We start from the raw sequence: 16,793 nt of genomic DNA, 5'->3' as shown, positions 1-16,793 counted from the left end.
TTATTTAACTCCAGAATTCCAGTTCAATGGATTTGCAAATAAACTGTTCCAGAAACCGGCAGGTGTATCGTTAACATAGTAGCTTCTTACTTCTTTTCCGAATGCGTAAAGATACCCATTGCTCAGACTTATGTACTTGCCGTTAGGAACTGTATCAGAAAAGAGGGTCTTTTTTGTACTTTTGTCTATAATAAGCAACTTGCCAGATGAAGTCATTATGTAAAGCTTTTCTTTACTTACGACCGCATCTGTTACCTCTTCGTTTATGGTCATGAATACTGATTTTCCTCTGAGAATCTGTGTTTCTTTTACCATAGGAACAAATTCGTAACTAACGCCCATATCATCATATAGGGTGAATCCGAGTTGCTGGCTGATATACGGAGTTTCAGAAACTACCGGCAGATTCTTTACTTTCCCTACAAAAGATTGAACAGATTTATCTCGCCATAAGTTACCTACACCATCTACTACAAATATTTTTCCTGACAGTGACACAGACGGTGGAACTACTGGGTATGAAGCTGTTCTATATGATGAAACTATGGAAGCATTTCTTATATTGTCTTTTAAAACATAGACTGTGCCATTATCCGTAACAACATACAAATAATACCCATCCCATGCGGGTCCTTGTGAAATATCGCCATCAAGCGCTAATTTCCACTTTAAACTTCCCTTTTCGTCAACAGCGTAAATGTTGTCATCCCATGAGGCAAGATATATATGTTCTCCAACCGTTACATGCCCAACGACTACAAAAGATGCCTTGTAAGTCCAATTTATCTTTCCGTTCGATATTGATAAGAGATTTCCTTTCAAAGTAGGTACATAGGCAACGTTATCCTTAACGGCAGGCTTTCCAAAGACATCATCGCTTAGCACTACCTTCCACACGAGCTCATAGAGCTTCGGGGTTTTCTGAACTGGTTGTGTTACTGTTGGTTTAACAATCGTTGGTTCAGGTTCTGAAGGCTTTTCTTGAGATGGATAATTTTTTTCAGATGTTTCAGTCTCTTTATTGGTCGTGGTTTGTGGTGTAGTCTGTATAGTAGTTTGCTGTGTACTCGGAATTTGAACTATTTGTTTTTCTCCTTCATCAGTTTCTGAACTCGAAGGAACTGGCACTAAGGATTTGACTGAGAATTTCAATTCCTTTTGCGTTAACTCTGACGAAATCACCAACGTTCCTGAGTACAGGAACGTTCCATCTGTCAGTAATGCTCCTTTGTAGGGAAAAGTTGTGCTAAGTCGTGCGTTGCCGCGGTAGAAATAAATCTTGGAATCATCTGCAAAGACGTGATAGATATCAAAGAACACATAATCTTTGAACTTAGGATATACCCTTTCCAATTTTATGTACTTTGGATTTGAAATATTAAAAAGCTGAGTTTGTGAATCAAAGACAGCTAAATAAGAACCACTCACCTTGATAGAAGAAGCGGAAGTTGATATAGACCAGACTATTTTGTCTTGGAAATAGCAAACTATCTGATTTCCCTCGATACCAATTATGTAATCGTCTTGAACGTAGATGCTTTTCATTTTCGATGAAACTGTTCCTATAGTTGTCGCATTTCCTTTCGAAATCTTGTAGACCTTTAGATTTGCCAAAACATAGTTTAACCCAACTCTTTGAGCATTCTTAATATCTATCTTTGTCTTCCCATCTAATGTATAGATGCCATCGGTTTGTATATAATAATACTCTGTGCCATCAAACAACAAATCATTCACTGTCAAACTCTTTATTAAGTTTCCTGATTCATCATATATCCCATTCCCAGAGACTAAAAGCGCACCAGCAAACACGTTAGAAAAAGATAGGAAGAAAAGATATGTAAAGAAAATTAAGTAAGCGAAGCCTCTTGCATTTTTAAAACTCAAATCACCCTTAACAAACACCACTATTACCCCCTGTTTTCTATTGATATCATGGTTCAGAATTCATTATACCATATCAAGAACTCTTATTTGTTAAGAAGTGAAACTTGCAGAATCAAAAATTTGAGATACATCGTTTCTAAGATATTGTAAATCTGAGGATGGTCAATTGGTTGCCCACCTCTGTGCAAAAGTCTCAAAATAACTTTCGCATCGATAGCTGAATCGACTAATATAGATTCAAATTCACTCTGAGAAACAACCTGGGTACATGAAGCTGTTGCTAATATACCACCATCTTTTATCAACTTCATACTTCTGTAGTTTATTTCCTTATATCCCTTGAAAGCTGCATCTCTACTTGTTGCGCTTTTTGCAAATGATGGTGGATCTAAGACTATGATGTCATATTTTTTCGCACTCTCATACTGGTTTTTAAGAAAATCAAAAACATTTGCCACGATAAATTCGCAGTTTTCGAATCCGTTCATTTTAGCTATCTCTTTTGCTACATCAATGGCACGTTCTGAGTAATCAACAAAAGTTACATGTTTGGCCCCACCCTTGAGAAGATGCATTCCAAAGTTGCCGGTATATGAAAAACAATCTAAACAGTTTTTTCCTTCTGCGAATTCCATAAGCTTCTTGGCATTTTCTCTTTGGTCTAAGAATGCTCCTGTCTTTTGTCCCTTCGTATCGGCGAGGAATTTGATATCGTTAATTTCAAAAGGGATTAATTCAGGACCTGAACCGTAAATCCAACCGCTAAACTCTTCGAGTCCTTCTTTTCTTACAGCACTCCCCTCGGTTCTCTCGAAAATTCCGAGAGGGTTAAATATCTCAACGAGTGTTTGTAGAATATAGCTTCTAAGTTTGTTAATACCAAGCGTGTTGAACTGCACAGAGAGATATTCCCCAAACTTATCAACGATTAATCCGGGTAGTCCGTCAGCTTCGCCAAAGACCACACGAAACGCATTTTCTTTGGCGAGGTTATACCTGTTTTTTATTGCCTCTAAAATTTTATCTTTGACAAATTCTTGATCAATTTCCATAGGTTTTCTTGAAAGTATCCTAATTGTTATCTTGGATTTCGTGTTTATATATCCAATTCCAAGGAACTGATTTGCAAATGTGTATATACCGACGACATCTCCATCGTCGAAATCGCCCTCAATACGTTCGATCTCGTTGTCATATATCCAAGGATGTCCAGATAAGACTCTTCTTTTTATATCTTTCTTAAGAATCGCCTTCGCTTTGTACATAAAGATATCACCTCTTTAAAGGATTTTATCTATAATCCTGTTTACACGAACATTATAACATAAAGAAAAGTAAAACATAAGTATTGAACCGTACTGGTAAATTGCTTTGGATAACGAACAAATTTCGTGTTTTGGTTCAACAGAGCCAATATTCTATAATTATTATTGAACACCATACAGTATTTCTGGGGAAGGGGGAAACAGCTGCAAATGAGAGTTAAAACACATCCTGTGATTGAGATCATTAAAGGAGGCGAGGAACGTTTTGTAACGTTCTTTTTTGAAAACACTCCGATTAAAGCCTTTACAACCGATACTGTCGCAAGTGCACTTATAGCAAACGGGATTGATATTTTTGGATTCACTGAGCATGGTCATCCAAGAGGCTTTTTCTGTGCAATTGGTAAATGCTCAGCATGCTTGGTAGAGGTCGATGGCATTCCAAATGTTAGGGCCTGTATAACACCAGTAAGGGAAGGAATGAAGGTTAATCGGCAGGTCGGAAGGGGGAAACCAAAATGGTAAAACATGTCAAAGCATTGATTGTAGGTTCAGGACCTGCTGGAATGACCGGAGCAATTGCTATTGCAGAAACACTTGGAAATGGTAAGGAAGTTCTGATAGTTGATGAAGGATTAGAACCCGGTGGACAGTTACCAAAGCAAACTCATAAATTCTTTGGCCATGAGGGGTTCTATGCATCAACACGAGGATTTGAGATAGGAAAAATCTTGACGAACAAAGTGCGAAGTCTCGGCGTAGAAATAATGCAGCAAACAACAGTTACAGGTATATATGAAGATGTTATCGTTTTGTATGATAGATTGAACAACATCATTTATGAGTATACAGCAGACTATTTATTGATAGCAACTGGCGCAACTGAAAAATTTCTGCTGTTCAAAAACAACACACTTCCGGGTGTATATGGCGCAGGGGCTGTTCAAACATTGATGAACCAGTATAAAGTTCTGCCAGGGCAATCATTCTTGATCGTTGGCGCAGGAAATATCGGACTTATAGTTGCATATCAATTAGCTCAAGCTGGTGCAACAGTGAAGGCAATTGTGGAAGCTTCATCACGAGTCGGCGGTTACGCAGTTCATGCAAACAAAGTGAAGAGACTCGGAATACCAATTCTTCTTAGGCATACTATAATTGAGGCTGTCGGAAATGATAAGGTTCGAGGCGCAGTTGTCTCACAAGTTGACGAAAAGTTCAAGCCTATAATTGGAACAGAAATGGAGTATATTGTTGACGCAATATGCCTTGCTGTTGGACTTCAACCCAACGTCGAACTTGTAGCACAGACAGGTGCAAAACTTTCATACGTTCCTGAACTCGGAGGTTATGTACCTGTTCGAGATGAAGACATGAAAACAACGATGGATAATGTCTATGTAGCTGGTGATCTGTCTGGTATAGAAGAAGCAACAACTGCAATGATAGAGGGATACATCGCAGGGTATAATATCGCTCAGAAATTGACAGGCAAAGACTTAAGTCAGAAGATAAATCATTTTAAAGAGGAACTTGTTGAATTTCGAAGAGGCCCATTTTCAAGTAAAGTACGAGAAGGTCTGAAAAGGATGGGTATAACCTTTCCATCGGGTGGTTACAGGGAAGAAATTCAAGAGGACATTGGACCCGCTGGAAAATTGAGAGCGATTATAGAATGTCCCGAGGCGATACCGTGTAACCCATGTGAAACATCTTGTCCAACCGGTGCAATAAACGTTGGAGGGAACATAAACGGAATTCCACAAATAGACTACGATAAATGCATAGGATGCGGCATCTGTGTTATGAAATGTCCAGGGCTTGCAATATTCTTGATTCAGGAAAAGGAAAACTCATCAATTATTGGTATACCATACGAATTACTACCTATGCCAGAAAAAAATCAAGTTGTAGATTTGCTTGACAAGGAAGGAAGAGTCATTTCACAAGGAAGAGTTCAGAACGTGACTGTAAACAACAAAGGAAAAACACATATCATCTTTTTAGAAGTGCCGAAAGGACTTGAATACGCAGTTCGAAGTTTCCAATTTGTAAAAGAGTCAGAAGAATTCGTCTGTAGATGTGAAGAAATAACAAGGAAGGATATTGAACAAGTAATCGATATGGGGGTAACGGATTACGAGGAGTTAAGACGTGTATTAAGAATCGGAATGGGACCGTGTGGAGGAAAGACCTGTCGAACACTTACGTTACAAATCCTTTCCCAAAAGACTGGTATGAATATTTCTGACATCCAACTTGGCGCATATCGCCCACCTACAATGCCTATCCCATTTGAGGCTATAGCTAATGCTGGTAATAATTCAAGAGATGATTTTTCGTCGGAGGTGGGCAAAAATGAGTAACAAAAAATATGATGTGTGTATTATAGGCGGAGGAATAACGGGAACAGCTCTTGGGTATTTTCTGTGTAAATTGGGTAAGACTTCAGTTGCTATATTTGAGAAATCGTACCTTTCTTCAGGTTCAACAGGAAGGTGTGCAGGTGGTATTAGGCAACAATGGTCAACAAGACCAAATGTAAGACTCGCAATGAGGAGTGTTAAGTTATTTGAAAGATTCAAAGAGGATGTAGGGATGGATATTGAGTATACACAAGGTGGTTATTTGGTACTTTCGTATACTGAGAATGAAGCTGCACAATTCGAACGCAACGTTTTGATGCAAAGAGAAGAAGGACTGAATGTTGAGATTCTCTCACCAAGCGAAGTGAGCAAGAGGTATCCTTATATAAATATTGAGGGATTAAAGCTGGCAACGTTTTGCCAAACAGATGGACATGCAAATCCGCACAAGGCAGTAATTGGATATGCTCAAGCGATTAGAAAAATGGGAGGTGCGATATTTACACACACAGAAGTAACAGATATAGATGTTATAAACGATCGGGTGGTAGGAATAAATACTTCGAGGGGTTATTTCTCTTGCGATGTGGTTGTTAACGCTTCGGGTCCCTGGTCGAGAGAAATATCTGAACTGGTTGGTGTTGAACTTCCTACGGAAAGTTACAGACATCAGATAATGGTTACTGAACCTCTTGAAAATTTCTTTCCAATGATGGCTATAAGTTTTTCAGGCAATTTCTACATGAGACAGACACAACATGGGCAATTCATACTCGGTCAAGGAGATAAAGATGAGAAACCTGGCATAAACTACAACGTGACATTCAAATTCGAGAAAGAACTTACCAGCAAAATGATAAGAATTTTCCCGTTTCTAAAGAACGTTAGATTGATTAGACATTGGAGTGGAATGTATAACATGTCCCCGGATGCACAGCCAATAATCGGTGAAAGTGAGAAAGTCAAAGGTTATTACTATGCTGTAGGATACTCTGGACACGGATTCATGGTTGCACCGGCAGTTGGCGAGGCTCTTGCCGAGCTACTAGTGTTTGGTAAGACACTTCATACCGACATATCATACCTCGGTTTGAAAAGATTCGAAAACATGGTTGTTGAAAAAGAGAAAAATGTTGTATAATATTGCTGAATTCCAACCTTAATAGACAATGCATGGGAGGATATTAAGTGGGTAAGAAAGTTCTTGTGGTCGATGACAGTAAGTTTTGGCGATTGGTCTTGCAGAGCATTCTTGAAAAATTTCAAATCGAAGCGGTATATACTGCGGAAAACGCTATGCAAGGTATAGAGCTCGCACTGAAAAACTTTCCGGATATTATAATTACTGATTACAATATGCCTGGTATTTCAGGATTACAGATGTGCCTTTACCTTAGGTCGATTCCTGCGTTCAAAGACGCAGGAATCGTTGTTCTAACAGGTTCTGATGATATAATCAATCAATTTTGGGCTGAACACAGTGGTGCCAACAAATTTCTTTCAAAATTACTTCCTAAGGATGAGCTCGAAAAAGAGATTGAAACTTTCATAGAAATGAACTTTTGTGCAAACAAAGGTACTGAAAAGTTCTACGTAAGCAGCATATATGATGTTTTAGAACAGAAAATGAGATCCGAAGTTTTGAACAGAGAAATATTATCCTTAATTCAATTCGCACGCGATGAAGTTTATGTGGTTAGAAAACTTGTTAATTTGTTTGAAAACTTTGCTCAGTTTTCTGCCTCTGCTGTTCTTTTGTTGTCGCCCGTCGAAGGACGCATATATAATTTTGGGTTTCAGACAACACGTAAGACGTTACACGATGAGTTAGTGAAAAACTTTGAAAAGCCAATTCAGCCATCTGATTGGTCATACATAGGTGGATATGGTCAGGAACTAAAAATAAATAACGCTATAACATTCCCAATAAAGTATGATGAAAACGAAATAGGGCTGATCTCATTTTCAAAAGCATCAGACTCAAGAGCACTTACAAAGATAGTAACAGAAGCATACGAAAGTCTTGCACTGCTTTTTAATACAATGAATCTTTTTAGAGAATTAAGAGTAGCATCAACGATAGACGGGCTAACGGGATTGTTCAACAAGAAGGAACTACTTAGGTTTTTAGAAGAGACTCACGAGCTTTCCAAAAGGTCCAATTTTGTATACTATGTCGCCATGTTTGATGTGGACAATTTTAAGAGAGTGAACGACACGTTTGGTCACATTGTTGGTGATGAGGTACTTAAAATAATAGGTAAAATATTGAAAGAAAAGATTCAGGGGAATGGTATCGTTGGAAGGTATGGTGGGGAAGAATTCTGTGCTGTTCTACCAAAAGTAGATTCGGATAGTGTGGTTCGATTGATTGACGACATCTTAGACACGGTCCGCAGCACAAAATTTTCGCATGGAAATTGTACTGTTTCATGTGGCGTAGTTAGCTCAGAATACTACTCATCCCCAACAGAGGTTCTAAAGGCTGCTGATGAGATGTTGTACATATCAAAACGAACAGGAAAAGACAGAGCGAGCTATATGTTCCTGCCTAAGGAAAATTCCCCAACTTTTTAATAAACGACTCTATCCTAATAAAACATCAAGAACAGACATTACTAAAAAACCGAATATCAAAAAGTATGTCGAGAGCCTTTCATTGCCCCTCAAATGAGTTTCTGGTATGACCTCATCGCTAACAACGAAAACCATAGCACCTGCGGCGAAGGCAAGCATGTATGGTAAAAGCTTTTGGCTTATCAATATCAAACCAGCGCCGAAAATACCACCAATTACTTCGACAATACCAGTAAGAAGCGTAACAAGAAGCGACGTTCTTACAGAATACCCAGCGTTCATCAAAGCAACCATCGTTGCTGCACCTTCTGGAATATTCTGAGCACCTATCGCAATGGCCACGTCTATCGCTTCGGGAGTGTAGCCACTAATCCCAACAGCCATTCCTTCTGGAAAATTATGAATAGTTATGGCTATTACAAAAAGCCATATTTTTGCCAACCTTCTTAGTTCAGCTCCTTCATGGCCTTTGAGAAAATGTTCGTGCGGTGAAAATTTGTCGAAAAGGTCAACTAATAATGCTCCAAGCAGGAAACCAACAGAGAATCTAATGCCTCCGCCAATTTCTAACGCCGGACCGGCTAGACTAAAAGCACTGGCAGCCAGCATTATTCCGGCAGCCATACCTAATAGTGCATCTATCAATTTTTCGCCAAAATGCTTATGAAAAACTAGCAAAGGAATAGCCCCTACAACTGTTGTAATTCCAGCAAGTGAACTAAGTACCACTCCACGCACAAAGTCAGAGATAACGACCACTCCTTTAGCTTCAGTAAATTCACTTAGTATTATAACATATTTTTATTAAACAACAGCTGTTGAATCATGCGGAACGGGTTCATAAGCTTCTTTCGGTGCTGTGAGTAAGAATATTACAACAACAACAGTAGATATAATATTCACACCAAGAAAGAGCCAAAATGGACTGATTCTATCTATTAAGTAGCCGTATAACATGGAAGATATCGGTACACTACCAGTTGCGAGGAAAGACAGGACCGAGAAAACTCGTGAACGCAGCTCAGATGGAACCAACAACTGCAGATTTGCGTTTATTGGGATGTTAACAAGTACGTTAAAGAAGCTGAAGATGAAGACGCCTATGGAATTTATGATATACAGCTGAGGATTGTTAAACCCGAAAAATGGCATTATCATAAACGAGAAAATTAACGTTGTTGTTTGTTGAATGAGTAATCCAGAGGAAATCAGAAGTTTTGAACTAAATTTATGAAGGAAAAACATTATGGCAATGTTTCCAACCAATGCTCCAAGCGTTCCAAAAACCTGGAACGAACCGAATTGGTTAGACGAAAATTTCCAAACGGTTCTTAATAAATATGGCCAGACAACACTGAAAAGCGAAGACATTAAAAAGTTTATGACAATTGCGAACGTAAAGAGAAATCTCAATCCATTATTATCCTTGACAAATTTAATCCCTTCAACTAAATCTTTTAAGAAGTTCAACTTGCCTTCTCTTCTAGAATGATTATAGATTATGAACAACTCGGTAATTCCAGAGAAAACGTATAACAAGCCCGTGAGAATGAGAACGTTTGCAAAACCGTAATACCCGTAAAGCATTGAACCTACTATAGGACCTATAATGTTTGCTACACTATTAGCCATTGCATTCAGTGATGTAGCACGTTTCAAGTTTTCTTTCCTAACAACATCACCAAACATAGCACCTGTTGGTCCGTCGAATAGTCCATCAAAAAAAGACAGAACCGCTCTGAAGAATAACAACAACGGTATAGAGAGTTTATTGGACAAAGCAAGAAGGTACATTATTAAGAGCAAGATTCCGCGAAGTTCATCAAGGATCACCATTATATGCTTTCTGTTTATCCTATCACCGATAACGCCACCAAATGGTGTTATTATCAGTCTGGGGAGAATACCAAGAAGGGTAAATATCCCCATCATCATACCGGAACCTGTCTTATCAAGTATATACAGTGGCATCGCAACCATTAATGCCGCAGCGCCTATTAACGATTCAAACCTCCCGCTAATAATCAGTGAAAGGTTTCTTTTCTCATACTTGTAAATATCATCACGACCACCCATAACTATCCCTCCACATTTTATTTGGTTTTTGACAAAAATATTTTATACTATACCAAAATTTTTGTCAATAGAAAAAATTTATTTGTATCCGGGATAACTTAGCATTACGAATAAGTTTTATGATATACTTTATTTATAAGAAGCGGTTTTCATTTCGAATTGGGGGGAGTGATGTTATGTTATCAAGCTTTTCAGCAGGTAGTTCAGTAGATGTGAATGTGGAAGATTTAATCGCACTTTGTAGCGTTCCCGGGGTATCAGGGAGAGAGGAGAATGTTAGAAACGAGATCTCAAAATTACTAAGAGTAGAAAACGGCCAGTTAAAGACAGACAAGATTGGGAATTTACTCTATGAAAAGTTTGGAACCGAAAATCATAAAGAGATACTAATTATGGCACATATGGACGAGATAGGTTTCTATATAACAAGTGTAAGAGAAGATGGAAAACTTGAAGTGAGAAATGTCGGTGGAATTATCGAAGATGCAATTCAAGGCTCGTTTGTTGAGATTATAACAAGAGGCGGTGTGATCCCCGGTGTGATTGGAGCAGTGCCACCACATCTGAAAGCGGACGGAGTCAACTTTGATAAGGTAATTGATGTTGGTGCAAAAAGCAAAGACGAAGTTTTAAAATTAGGTATCGACGTGATGGACTATGCGGTATTTAAAAAGCATTATGCTATCTTGAATAATGATTACATCGCGATGAGGAGTTTGGATGATAGATTTGGATGTTACACGTTAGTTGAATGTTCAAGAGGGTTTTCTAACAAATCAAAAGTAGTTTTTGCGTGGACCGTTCAAGAAGAAGTTGGACTAAGAGGCGCAAAAGCACTGGCAACCAATTATTCTCCCGATGTGGCAATCGCAGTCGATTCTTTTGCATGTTGTAGTAAACAGAACAGGCACATTGAACTTGGTAAAGGTCCAGTCATTAGAGCTCTTGACAACAGCTCAATTTCTGATGTTGAATATGTTCGGTATATGATCTCAATTGCAAAAGATAACGGTATTCCAATTCAAATCGGTGCTACGGGCGGTGGAAACGATGCAAGTGTGTTCGTTGAGAAAGGTGTGCCGATGATAGCGCTAAGCGTCCCAGTTAGATATTTGCATTCACAGGTTGAGATGATAAGTTTAACAGATTTGTGGAATCTTATCCGACTGTTAAAGAAGTTTTTGGAGGTGTACTGATGGCCGAGTTATTGCTTTTTCTCGCTGGCTTGTTTGCAGGTGTCATCAACGTGTTAGCAGGTGGCGGATCTTTTCTTACACTTCCTGTACTAGGATTTTATGGACTATCTACAACAGTTGCCAATGGAACAAATAGAATTGGAATACTGCTACAAAATATATCTGCTACTTGGAGTTTTTTTAGAAGAAAAGAGATTAGGCTAAATGATATTATTTTCGTTTCAATTCCAACTGTTCTTGGAGCAATATGCGGAACTTTGACAGTTCTGAGTTTACCAGAGAATGTTGTCAAATTAAGCGTTGGTATTCTATTTTTGATCATGTCATATTTTGTTTTGTTTTCTCCGAAAATATGGGAAGAAGGGCGAAAATCTAAATCAAATAGGGTTGTTAGTTTTCTTGTATTCTTTCTTATAGGGATATACGGTGGATATATCCAAGCGGGTGTTGGTTTTTTCTTGATATACGCTCTAACTATGTTAGAGGGGTTTGATATAAGGAAAGCTAACGCAATAAAGATATTCCTAACATTACTTTTTACTGTGTTCTCATTGGCTATTTTCTCTTTTAAGAGCAAGATTGAATTATTACCGGGGTTAATCTTAGGAATTGGGGCATTCTTTGGAGGATATATAGGTTCTTATTTGAATATGATGGTAACAAAGAAAATAATAAGGATTGTCGTCGCAATAATGATGATTCTATCAGCTCTCAACTATATTTTATGATTAAAAACAACAGCCCGGAAGTATCACCAGGGCTGTTGCTTTAATTTTCTGTTTATTTCATCTATCATTTTTTTGAGCTTTTTCGCTTTCTCATAATCTTCTTTTCTGATAGCTTTGCTTAATTTATGCTCAAGTAAAGTCAACCTTCTGCCTTCTATATCAGATACAATTTTTCCATACAAGTTAGCATCTCTTGGAAACATAGTTAGCTGGATTGTACTCGGTTGCTCTGAATAAAGGAATTCTAACGAAAATTCGAATTTCTTGTTTTTCGCGGGGGATTCTTCCATGAGCTTTTTGTGAGAGACAATCGTTTGAATCCCCGCTCGAGTGAATTTCTCACTTTCAAATGAGAAAATTTCACTTACACACTTCTTGCAGTAAGATATTATCTTGTAAGTACCATCTACGTATACCTTCTGTGAAATTTGTGCTCTACTTCCACACCTTGTACACTTAACGTCTTTTTCATTAGTCATAACATCTATCACCTTCTGGCCTCTATACCGTTGCAGAGTTATACTTATTCATAGCCTTATCTATACCTTCAGAGATTATACTTTTTATGGCTTCGATCGTAAGTTCCATAACTTTTTCCAATTTTTCGAATTCTTCTTGGCTGAAATTTGAGAGTACGTAGTCAGCTGCATCAACATCTTGTGGTTTTGGTCCAATTCCTATTCTTATCCTCGGAAAATCTTGACCAATAAACGATATTATGGATTTAATACCGTTATGTCCACCAGCACTACCATTCTTTCTGATCCTTATCCTCCCAAGTGGTAGATCAAGGTCGTCATACACCACAATTATATCATCATGCGGTAAATATTTAAAGACCTCTCCACTTAAGTTCATGTACGTTGTAGGTTTCACAAGTCTTACTTTTTCGCCAAAGATGTTTATATCAGAATATAGATAGTTGGGTCCCCTTTTCCATGATTTAGACAATTTATCGAGTACCATGAATCCGACATTATGACGTGTATTCTCGTATTTTTCACCCGGATTTCCAAGTCCTATTATTATCATCTTAATTTCTGCACCTCTCACAAATTTGTTTTCCTTGTTAGAAAAGTCCCCCATTCGGGGGACTTTTTACAGTCTTTTTTATTTCAAAATCTTCGGGTATAATTCTCTTATTCTTATTCTTCCTCTTCCTTCTTACCTTTCTTCAGCACTTCTGGTTCTACACTTTCTGTTGTTGCTGTTGTTTCCTCAACTTCAAGACCTCTTGGAACTACTACTGTAACAAGAACATCTTCTGGTTCCATATCAATTTTAACGCCTTCCGGAAGTTTTACGTCTTTTACTCTTATACTTTCACCAAGGCCAAGGTTAGCAACATCGATTTCTATAACTTCTGGAATTCTGTCTGGGAGTGCTTCAACAACAACTTCGTGGTGTACAACTTCCAGTATTCCACCTTTTTCAACACCAATAGCCTTGCCAATGAAGTGTACTGGAACGTTGATTTTCATTTTGTGGTGAGCTTCTGGAATGTAAAAGTCGATATGTTTAACTTCATCAGTTACTTTGTCGTACTGTACCATTTTAATGAATGCCATGTGCTTCAATACTTCTTTTCCGCTCTCGTCATTCACAACAAGTGTGAGAGGTGTTGATTCGGAAACTTCTTTAAAAAGTTTCATAAAATCAGCCTTCTTGAGCGTCAAGTTCAATGGTTTTTCAACTCCAGGACCGTAGGCTATCGCTGGAATGACGCCCTGTGCTCTCAATCTTCTGACTGCGCGCTTTTTTCCTACTACCGACCTAAGCTGCGCGTTAACTACGTGCTCCATGTCGAATACCTCCTTTTTTTCTTTTTTTAAGGTTTTTATTTTATTCTTTATTTTTCATCATTTAAAAAGTATGCTTACAGATAGATTCTTTCTTACACGTATAATAGCCTCTCCAAGAAGTGGTGCAACGGAAACAATGTAGAATTTTTTCGGAAGACTCTGATGATATATTGTATCACTAATATAAATCTTTTCAATACTCGAATTCTCTATTCTTTCAACAGCACCCGAAGAAAGCACTGGATGTGTTATACAAGCAACAACCCTACTTGCACCAGCATTCTTAATTGCGTTCGCACCTTCAACAAGAGATCTTGCAGTATCAACGATGTCGTCGACAATTATAGCAGTTCTTCCACTTACATCACCTATAATATTGAGTATTTCTGCGACGTTATCTTTTGGTCTTCTCTTATCCAATATCGCCAATGGTAAACCAACTTTCTCAGCAATCTGTCTGGCACGTTTCACACCACCAACATCTGGCGAAACTATAACGGCATCTTCGTTAAGTAAGCCGTCCTTATTCAAAGTTTCCAGAAAAACTGGGAAGCTCCACAAGTTGTCAACTGGTATGTCAAAGAACCCCTGAACTTGTTCTGCATGCAAGTCAACGGTCATTATTCTTGTTGCACCGGCAACGGTAATAAGGTTGGCTACGAGTTTAGCAGTGATTGGGTCTCGTCCTTTGGCTTTCCTGTCTTGCCTTGCGTACCCGTAATAAGGCATTACGACTGCAACGCTGTTTGCTGACGCTCGTTTAAATGCATCTATCATAATGAGTAACTCCATTAAGTTCTCATTAACTGGAGGGCATGTTGGTTGAATAACAAAGACGTCGTGGCCGCGGACCGTTTCTTCTATTCTTACGTTTATTTCCCCGTCTGCAAATTTGCCAACGGTAATATCGCCAAGTCGCATTCCAATGTAACTTGCAACCTTTTCAGCCAAGACTCTGTTCGCATTTCCTGAGAAAATTTTCATTTCATTTCTTGTTATCTGCATTCTCCATAGCCTCCCTCTTTTGTTTTGCCCAACCTTCCTTGATTGTCTGTCTCGCTCTTCCAAGTGCTAATGAATCGTCAGGAACATCCTCAGTGATAACAGATCCAGCACCAACGATTGCCCCTGAACCAATTGTGACAGGCGCAACGAGTGATGAATTGCTACCAATAAACGCTTTATCCTTTATATGTGTCGGATACTTTTTATATCCATCGTAGTTGCAAGTTATTGTACCAGCCCCAACATTTACGTCTTCTCCAACAGTTGCGTCACCGAGGTATGTCAGGTGTTGCGCCTTTGAATTCTTGCCGATTATGGATTTCTTCGTTTCAACGAAATTACCTATCTTCACATTTTCTTTAAGCACAGTTCCTTCTCTCAATCGGGCAAATGGCCCGACCGAGACGTTGTTTTCTATCTTCACACCTTCAAGTTCGGATCTCATAACTTTCACTTTATTTCCTATTTCCGAATCGATAATTCTCGTGTATGGACCTATTTCACAATCTTCACCTATTGTTGTCTTGCCTTCTATAATGGTAAATGGATGGACAACAGTGTCCATACCTATCACTACATCAGGACTTATGAACGTCGATTGCGGATCAACGATCGTAACACCCGAGAGCATCAATTCGTTGAGAATTCTCTCTTTTGCTATACTTTCAAGCTGGGCGAGCTGGATTCTGTCGTTTACGCCTGAAACTTGGATTGGGTCATCTAAGATTAAAGCCTCGGCATTTTGAGCCAAACCTACAAGATCAGTTAGATAGTATTCACCCTGTGCATTGTTATTGTTCAGTCTATCCAAATTTGCTAAAAGAAAGTTTCCTTTGAATATATATATGCCGCTGTTTACTTCTTTTATCTCTTTTTCGCTTTCCGAAGCATCTTTGTGCTCAACAATCCTTATCCTTCCATCCTGTCTGATTATTCTACCGTACCCAGTTGGGTCGTCAGCGATAAATGAAAGTACAGTAACATCAGCATTTCTACTCTTATGTATTTCGTTCAACTTTTCTATCGTTTCACTCTTGAGAAGAGGCACGTCACCGTATAAAATTAACACATCATCATTTTCGTCTATAAATTCCCTTGCACACATTACTGCGTGTCCTGTGCCAAGCTGATGTTCTTGAAGATATGTTCGCACATCCATCGGTAAGTATCCTTTAACGATTTCTGCTTTGTGACCAACAACAACACCGACTTCACCAAATCTCTTTCCAAGGTCAATAACCCAATTTATCATCGGTTTTCCGAGGATTTTGTGAACAACCTTTGGGTACTTAGACTTCATTCTTTTTCCTAGACCAGCGGCAAGTATGAGAACCTTCATTATACCCCACCTCTTTGCCAATTTATTTATTGTTTATGTTATTCAACTCATCAGTTGCCTTTTTCTGAAGGTGATATTCACGAATGATAACCGGAATGAGAATAAGTCCGAGGAAATAACCTTTCATACCCCACCTCAGATATCCTATCGCACCTATACCCATTCCGGTCAGTAATAACATTGGGATTAAAGAATACCATTTCTTCATTAGGTCATATAGTATGACTAAGAATGTTCCAATAAACATTAAGAATATACCCCTTATAATTAGGAATATTTGCGTGTCGTCGTAAAATTTGAATTTCCCGAAGAGTGCCATAGCACTTATAAGCAGCATATTTAAACCTGCAAGTGATTCAGCTCGTTCGTTCTTTCTTATCAAGAAATATACGCCAAGTAGAATTAGTAGAAAAGATAAGTAGTTCTTTGTTAGGAAAAAAGTCAGAACGGATGAGATGATTGAGAAAATCAAGGTAACCATTCAAACCACGCTCCATATTCTTTTTCACAGCAATAAATATATGGGGCGCAAAAGCGCCCCGAGAGAAAGAC

16 protein-coding genes are annotated in these 16,793 nt (G+C 38.5%); 6 read left to right on the top strand and 10 right to left on the bottom strand.

From position 1 onward, the window contains the following. Both BUA11_RS03115 and BUA11_RS03110 read right to left on the bottom strand, forming a co-directional pair. Entirely contained in the window at window positions 1-1,905 is a 1,905-nt protein-coding gene (locus BUA11_RS03115; RefSeq protein WP_245789477.1) for an outer membrane protein assembly factor BamB family protein, read from the bottom strand. 65 nt (window positions 1,906-1,970) lie between these two features. Beyond that, window positions 1,971-3,152 carry a class I SAM-dependent rRNA methyltransferase gene (locus BUA11_RS03110; protein ID WP_072758212.1) on the bottom strand — a complete coding sequence of 394 codons (1,182 nt, stop codon included), beginning with the start codon at window positions 3,150-3,152 and terminating at the stop codon, window positions 1,971-1,973. Between the two features lie 210 nt (window positions 3,153-3,362). On the opposite strand from BUA11_RS03110, the gene BUA11_RS03105 reads away from it, so the two are divergent. Genes BUA11_RS03105 through BUA11_RS03090 form a run of 4 tightly spaced genes read left to right on the top strand, consistent with a single transcriptional unit; the run spans window position 3,363 to window position 8,095 of the window. Continuing rightward, a complete protein-coding gene (locus BUA11_RS03105) occupies window positions 3,363-3,677 on the top strand; it encodes a (2Fe-2S)-binding protein (protein WP_072758210.1) in 315 nt (104 codons plus the stop codon). Then, a complete protein-coding gene (locus BUA11_RS03100; RefSeq protein ID WP_072758208.1) occupies window positions 3,671-5,518 on the top strand; it encodes an FAD-dependent oxidoreductase in 1,848 nt (615 codons plus the stop codon). Before BUA11_RS03105 ends, BUA11_RS03100 begins: the two co-directional genes overlap by 7 nt. Continuing rightward, a complete protein-coding gene (locus BUA11_RS03095) occupies window positions 5,511-6,659 on the top strand; it encodes an NAD(P)/FAD-dependent oxidoreductase (protein WP_072758205.1) in 1,149 nt (382 codons plus the stop codon). The genes BUA11_RS03100 and BUA11_RS03095 overlap by 8 nt, the downstream gene beginning before the upstream one ends. Before the next feature lie 47 nt (window positions 6,660-6,706). Further along, a complete protein-coding gene (locus BUA11_RS03090) occupies window positions 6,707-8,095 on the top strand; it encodes a GGDEF domain-containing response regulator (RefSeq protein WP_072758203.1) in 1,389 nt (462 codons plus the stop codon). A 9-nt stretch (window positions 8,096-8,104) separates the two neighbouring features. Here BUA11_RS03090 and BUA11_RS03085 read toward each other — a convergent pair whose 3' ends face one another. Both BUA11_RS03085 and BUA11_RS03080 read right to left on the bottom strand, forming a co-directional pair. Then, entirely contained in the window at window positions 8,105-8,845 is a 741-nt protein-coding gene (locus BUA11_RS03085; RefSeq protein WP_072758331.1) for a ZIP family metal transporter, read from the bottom strand. Between the two features lie 54 nt (window positions 8,846-8,899). After that, window positions 8,900-10,171 (bottom strand): MFS transporter, encoded by a 1,272-nt coding sequence (locus tag BUA11_RS03080; RefSeq protein ID WP_072758201.1) that lies wholly within the window; start codon window positions 10,169-10,171, stop codon window positions 8,900-8,902. A 176-nt stretch (window positions 10,172-10,347) separates the two neighbouring features. Between BUA11_RS03080 and BUA11_RS03075 the strand changes: the two genes are divergently transcribed. Both BUA11_RS03075 and BUA11_RS03070 read left to right on the top strand, forming a co-directional pair. Continuing rightward, window positions 10,348-11,367, top strand: coding sequence for a M42 family metallopeptidase (locus tag BUA11_RS03075; protein ID WP_072758199.1), 1,020 nt, complete (start codon window positions 10,348-10,350; stop codon window positions 11,365-11,367). Then, complete coding sequence (locus BUA11_RS03070) at window positions 11,367-12,095, top strand: sulfite exporter TauE/SafE family protein (RefSeq protein WP_072758197.1); 729 nt, start codon at window positions 11,367-11,369, stop codon at window positions 12,093-12,095. The genes BUA11_RS03075 and BUA11_RS03070 overlap by 1 nt, the downstream gene beginning before the upstream one ends. Window positions 12,096-12,118: 23 nt before the next feature. Here BUA11_RS03070 and BUA11_RS03065 read toward each other — a convergent pair whose 3' ends face one another. The 6 genes from BUA11_RS03065 to BUA11_RS03040 form a co-directional block, all read right to left on the bottom strand. Beyond that, window positions 12,119-12,586 (bottom strand): UvrB/UvrC motif-containing protein, encoded by a 468-nt coding sequence (locus tag BUA11_RS03065; protein WP_245789475.1) that lies wholly within the window; start codon window positions 12,584-12,586, stop codon window positions 12,119-12,121. Window positions 12,587-12,596: 10 nt separating this feature from the next. Further along, window positions 12,597-13,127 (bottom strand): aminoacyl-tRNA hydrolase, encoded by a 531-nt coding sequence (gene pth / locus BUA11_RS03060; RefSeq protein WP_072758326.1) that lies wholly within the window; start codon window positions 13,125-13,127, stop codon window positions 12,597-12,599. A gap of 113 nt (window positions 13,128-13,240) precedes the next feature. Continuing rightward, complete coding sequence (locus BUA11_RS03055; protein WP_072758195.1) at window positions 13,241-13,897, bottom strand: 50S ribosomal protein L25; 657 nt, start codon at window positions 13,895-13,897, stop codon at window positions 13,241-13,243. Window positions 13,898-13,954: 57 nt separating this feature from the next. Further along, on the bottom strand, window positions 13,955-14,902 hold the full coding sequence (locus BUA11_RS03050) for a ribose-phosphate pyrophosphokinase (protein WP_072758193.1): 948 nt from the start codon (window positions 14,900-14,902) through the stop codon (window positions 13,955-13,957). Continuing rightward, window positions 14,883-16,241 carry a bifunctional UDP-N-acetylglucosamine diphosphorylase/glucosamine-1-phosphate N-acetyltransferase GlmU gene (glmU, locus tag BUA11_RS03045; RefSeq protein WP_072758191.1) on the bottom strand — a complete coding sequence of 453 codons (1,359 nt, stop codon included), beginning with the start codon at window positions 16,239-16,241 and terminating at the stop codon, window positions 14,883-14,885. The genes BUA11_RS03050 and glmU overlap by 20 nt, the downstream gene beginning before the upstream one ends. A 22-nt stretch (window positions 16,242-16,263) precedes the next feature. After that, window positions 16,264-16,722, bottom strand: coding sequence for a hypothetical protein (locus BUA11_RS03040; RefSeq protein ID WP_072758189.1), 459 nt, complete (start codon window positions 16,720-16,722; stop codon window positions 16,264-16,266). Window positions 16,723-16,793: the final 71 nt, after the last annotated feature.

The organism is Fervidobacterium gondwanense DSM 13020, from assembly GCF_900143265.1.
Classification (GTDB): Bacteria; Thermotogota; Thermotogae; order Thermotogales; family Fervidobacteriaceae; genus Fervidobacterium; species Fervidobacterium gondwanense.
The sequence above is the reverse complement of the archived record's forward strand: the minus strand, read 5'-3'. Positions and strand labels throughout refer to the sequence as shown.

Excerpts from the sequence above, each read along its gene's own strand:
- BUA11_RS03110 (WP_072758212.1), bottom strand. The coding sequence starts at position 3,152 with ATGTACAAAGCGAAGGCGATTCTTAAGAAAGATATAAAAAGAAGAGTC.
- BUA11_RS03105 (WP_072758210.1), top strand. The coding sequence starts at position 3,363 with ATGAGAGTTAAAACACATCCTGTGATTGAGATCATTAAAGGAGGCGAG.
- BUA11_RS03100 (WP_072758208.1), top strand. The coding sequence starts at position 3,671 with ATGGTAAAACATGTCAAAGCATTGATTGTAGGTTCAGGACCTGCTGGA.
- BUA11_RS03095 (WP_072758205.1), top strand. The coding sequence starts at position 5,511 with ATGAGTAACAAAAAATATGATGTGTGTATTATAGGCGGAGGAATAACG.
- BUA11_RS03080 (WP_072758201.1), bottom strand. The coding sequence starts at position 10,171 with ATGGGTGGTCGTGATGATATTTACAAGTATGAGAAAAGAAACCTTTCA.
- BUA11_RS03075 (WP_072758199.1), top strand. The coding sequence starts at position 10,348 with ATGTTATCAAGCTTTTCAGCAGGTAGTTCAGTAGATGTGAATGTGGAA.
- BUA11_RS03070 (WP_072758197.1), top strand. The coding sequence starts at position 11,367 with ATGGCCGAGTTATTGCTTTTTCTCGCTGGCTTGTTTGCAGGTGTCATC.
- pth (WP_072758326.1), bottom strand. The coding sequence starts at position 13,127 with ATGATAATAATAGGACTTGGAAATCCGGGTGAAAAATACGAGAATACA.
- BUA11_RS03055 (WP_072758195.1), bottom strand. The coding sequence starts at position 13,897 with ATGGAGCACGTAGTTAACGCGCAGCTTAGGTCGGTAGTAGGAAAAAAG.
- BUA11_RS03050 (WP_072758193.1), bottom strand. The coding sequence starts at position 14,902 with ATGCAGATAACAAGAAATGAAATGAAAATTTTCTCAGGAAATGCGAAC.
- glmU (WP_072758191.1), bottom strand. The coding sequence starts at position 16,241 with ATGAAGGTTCTCATACTTGCCGCTGGTCTAGGAAAAAGAATGAAGTCT.
- BUA11_RS03040 (WP_072758189.1), bottom strand. The coding sequence starts at position 16,722 with ATGGTTACCTTGATTTTCTCAATCATCTCATCCGTTCTGACTTTTTTC.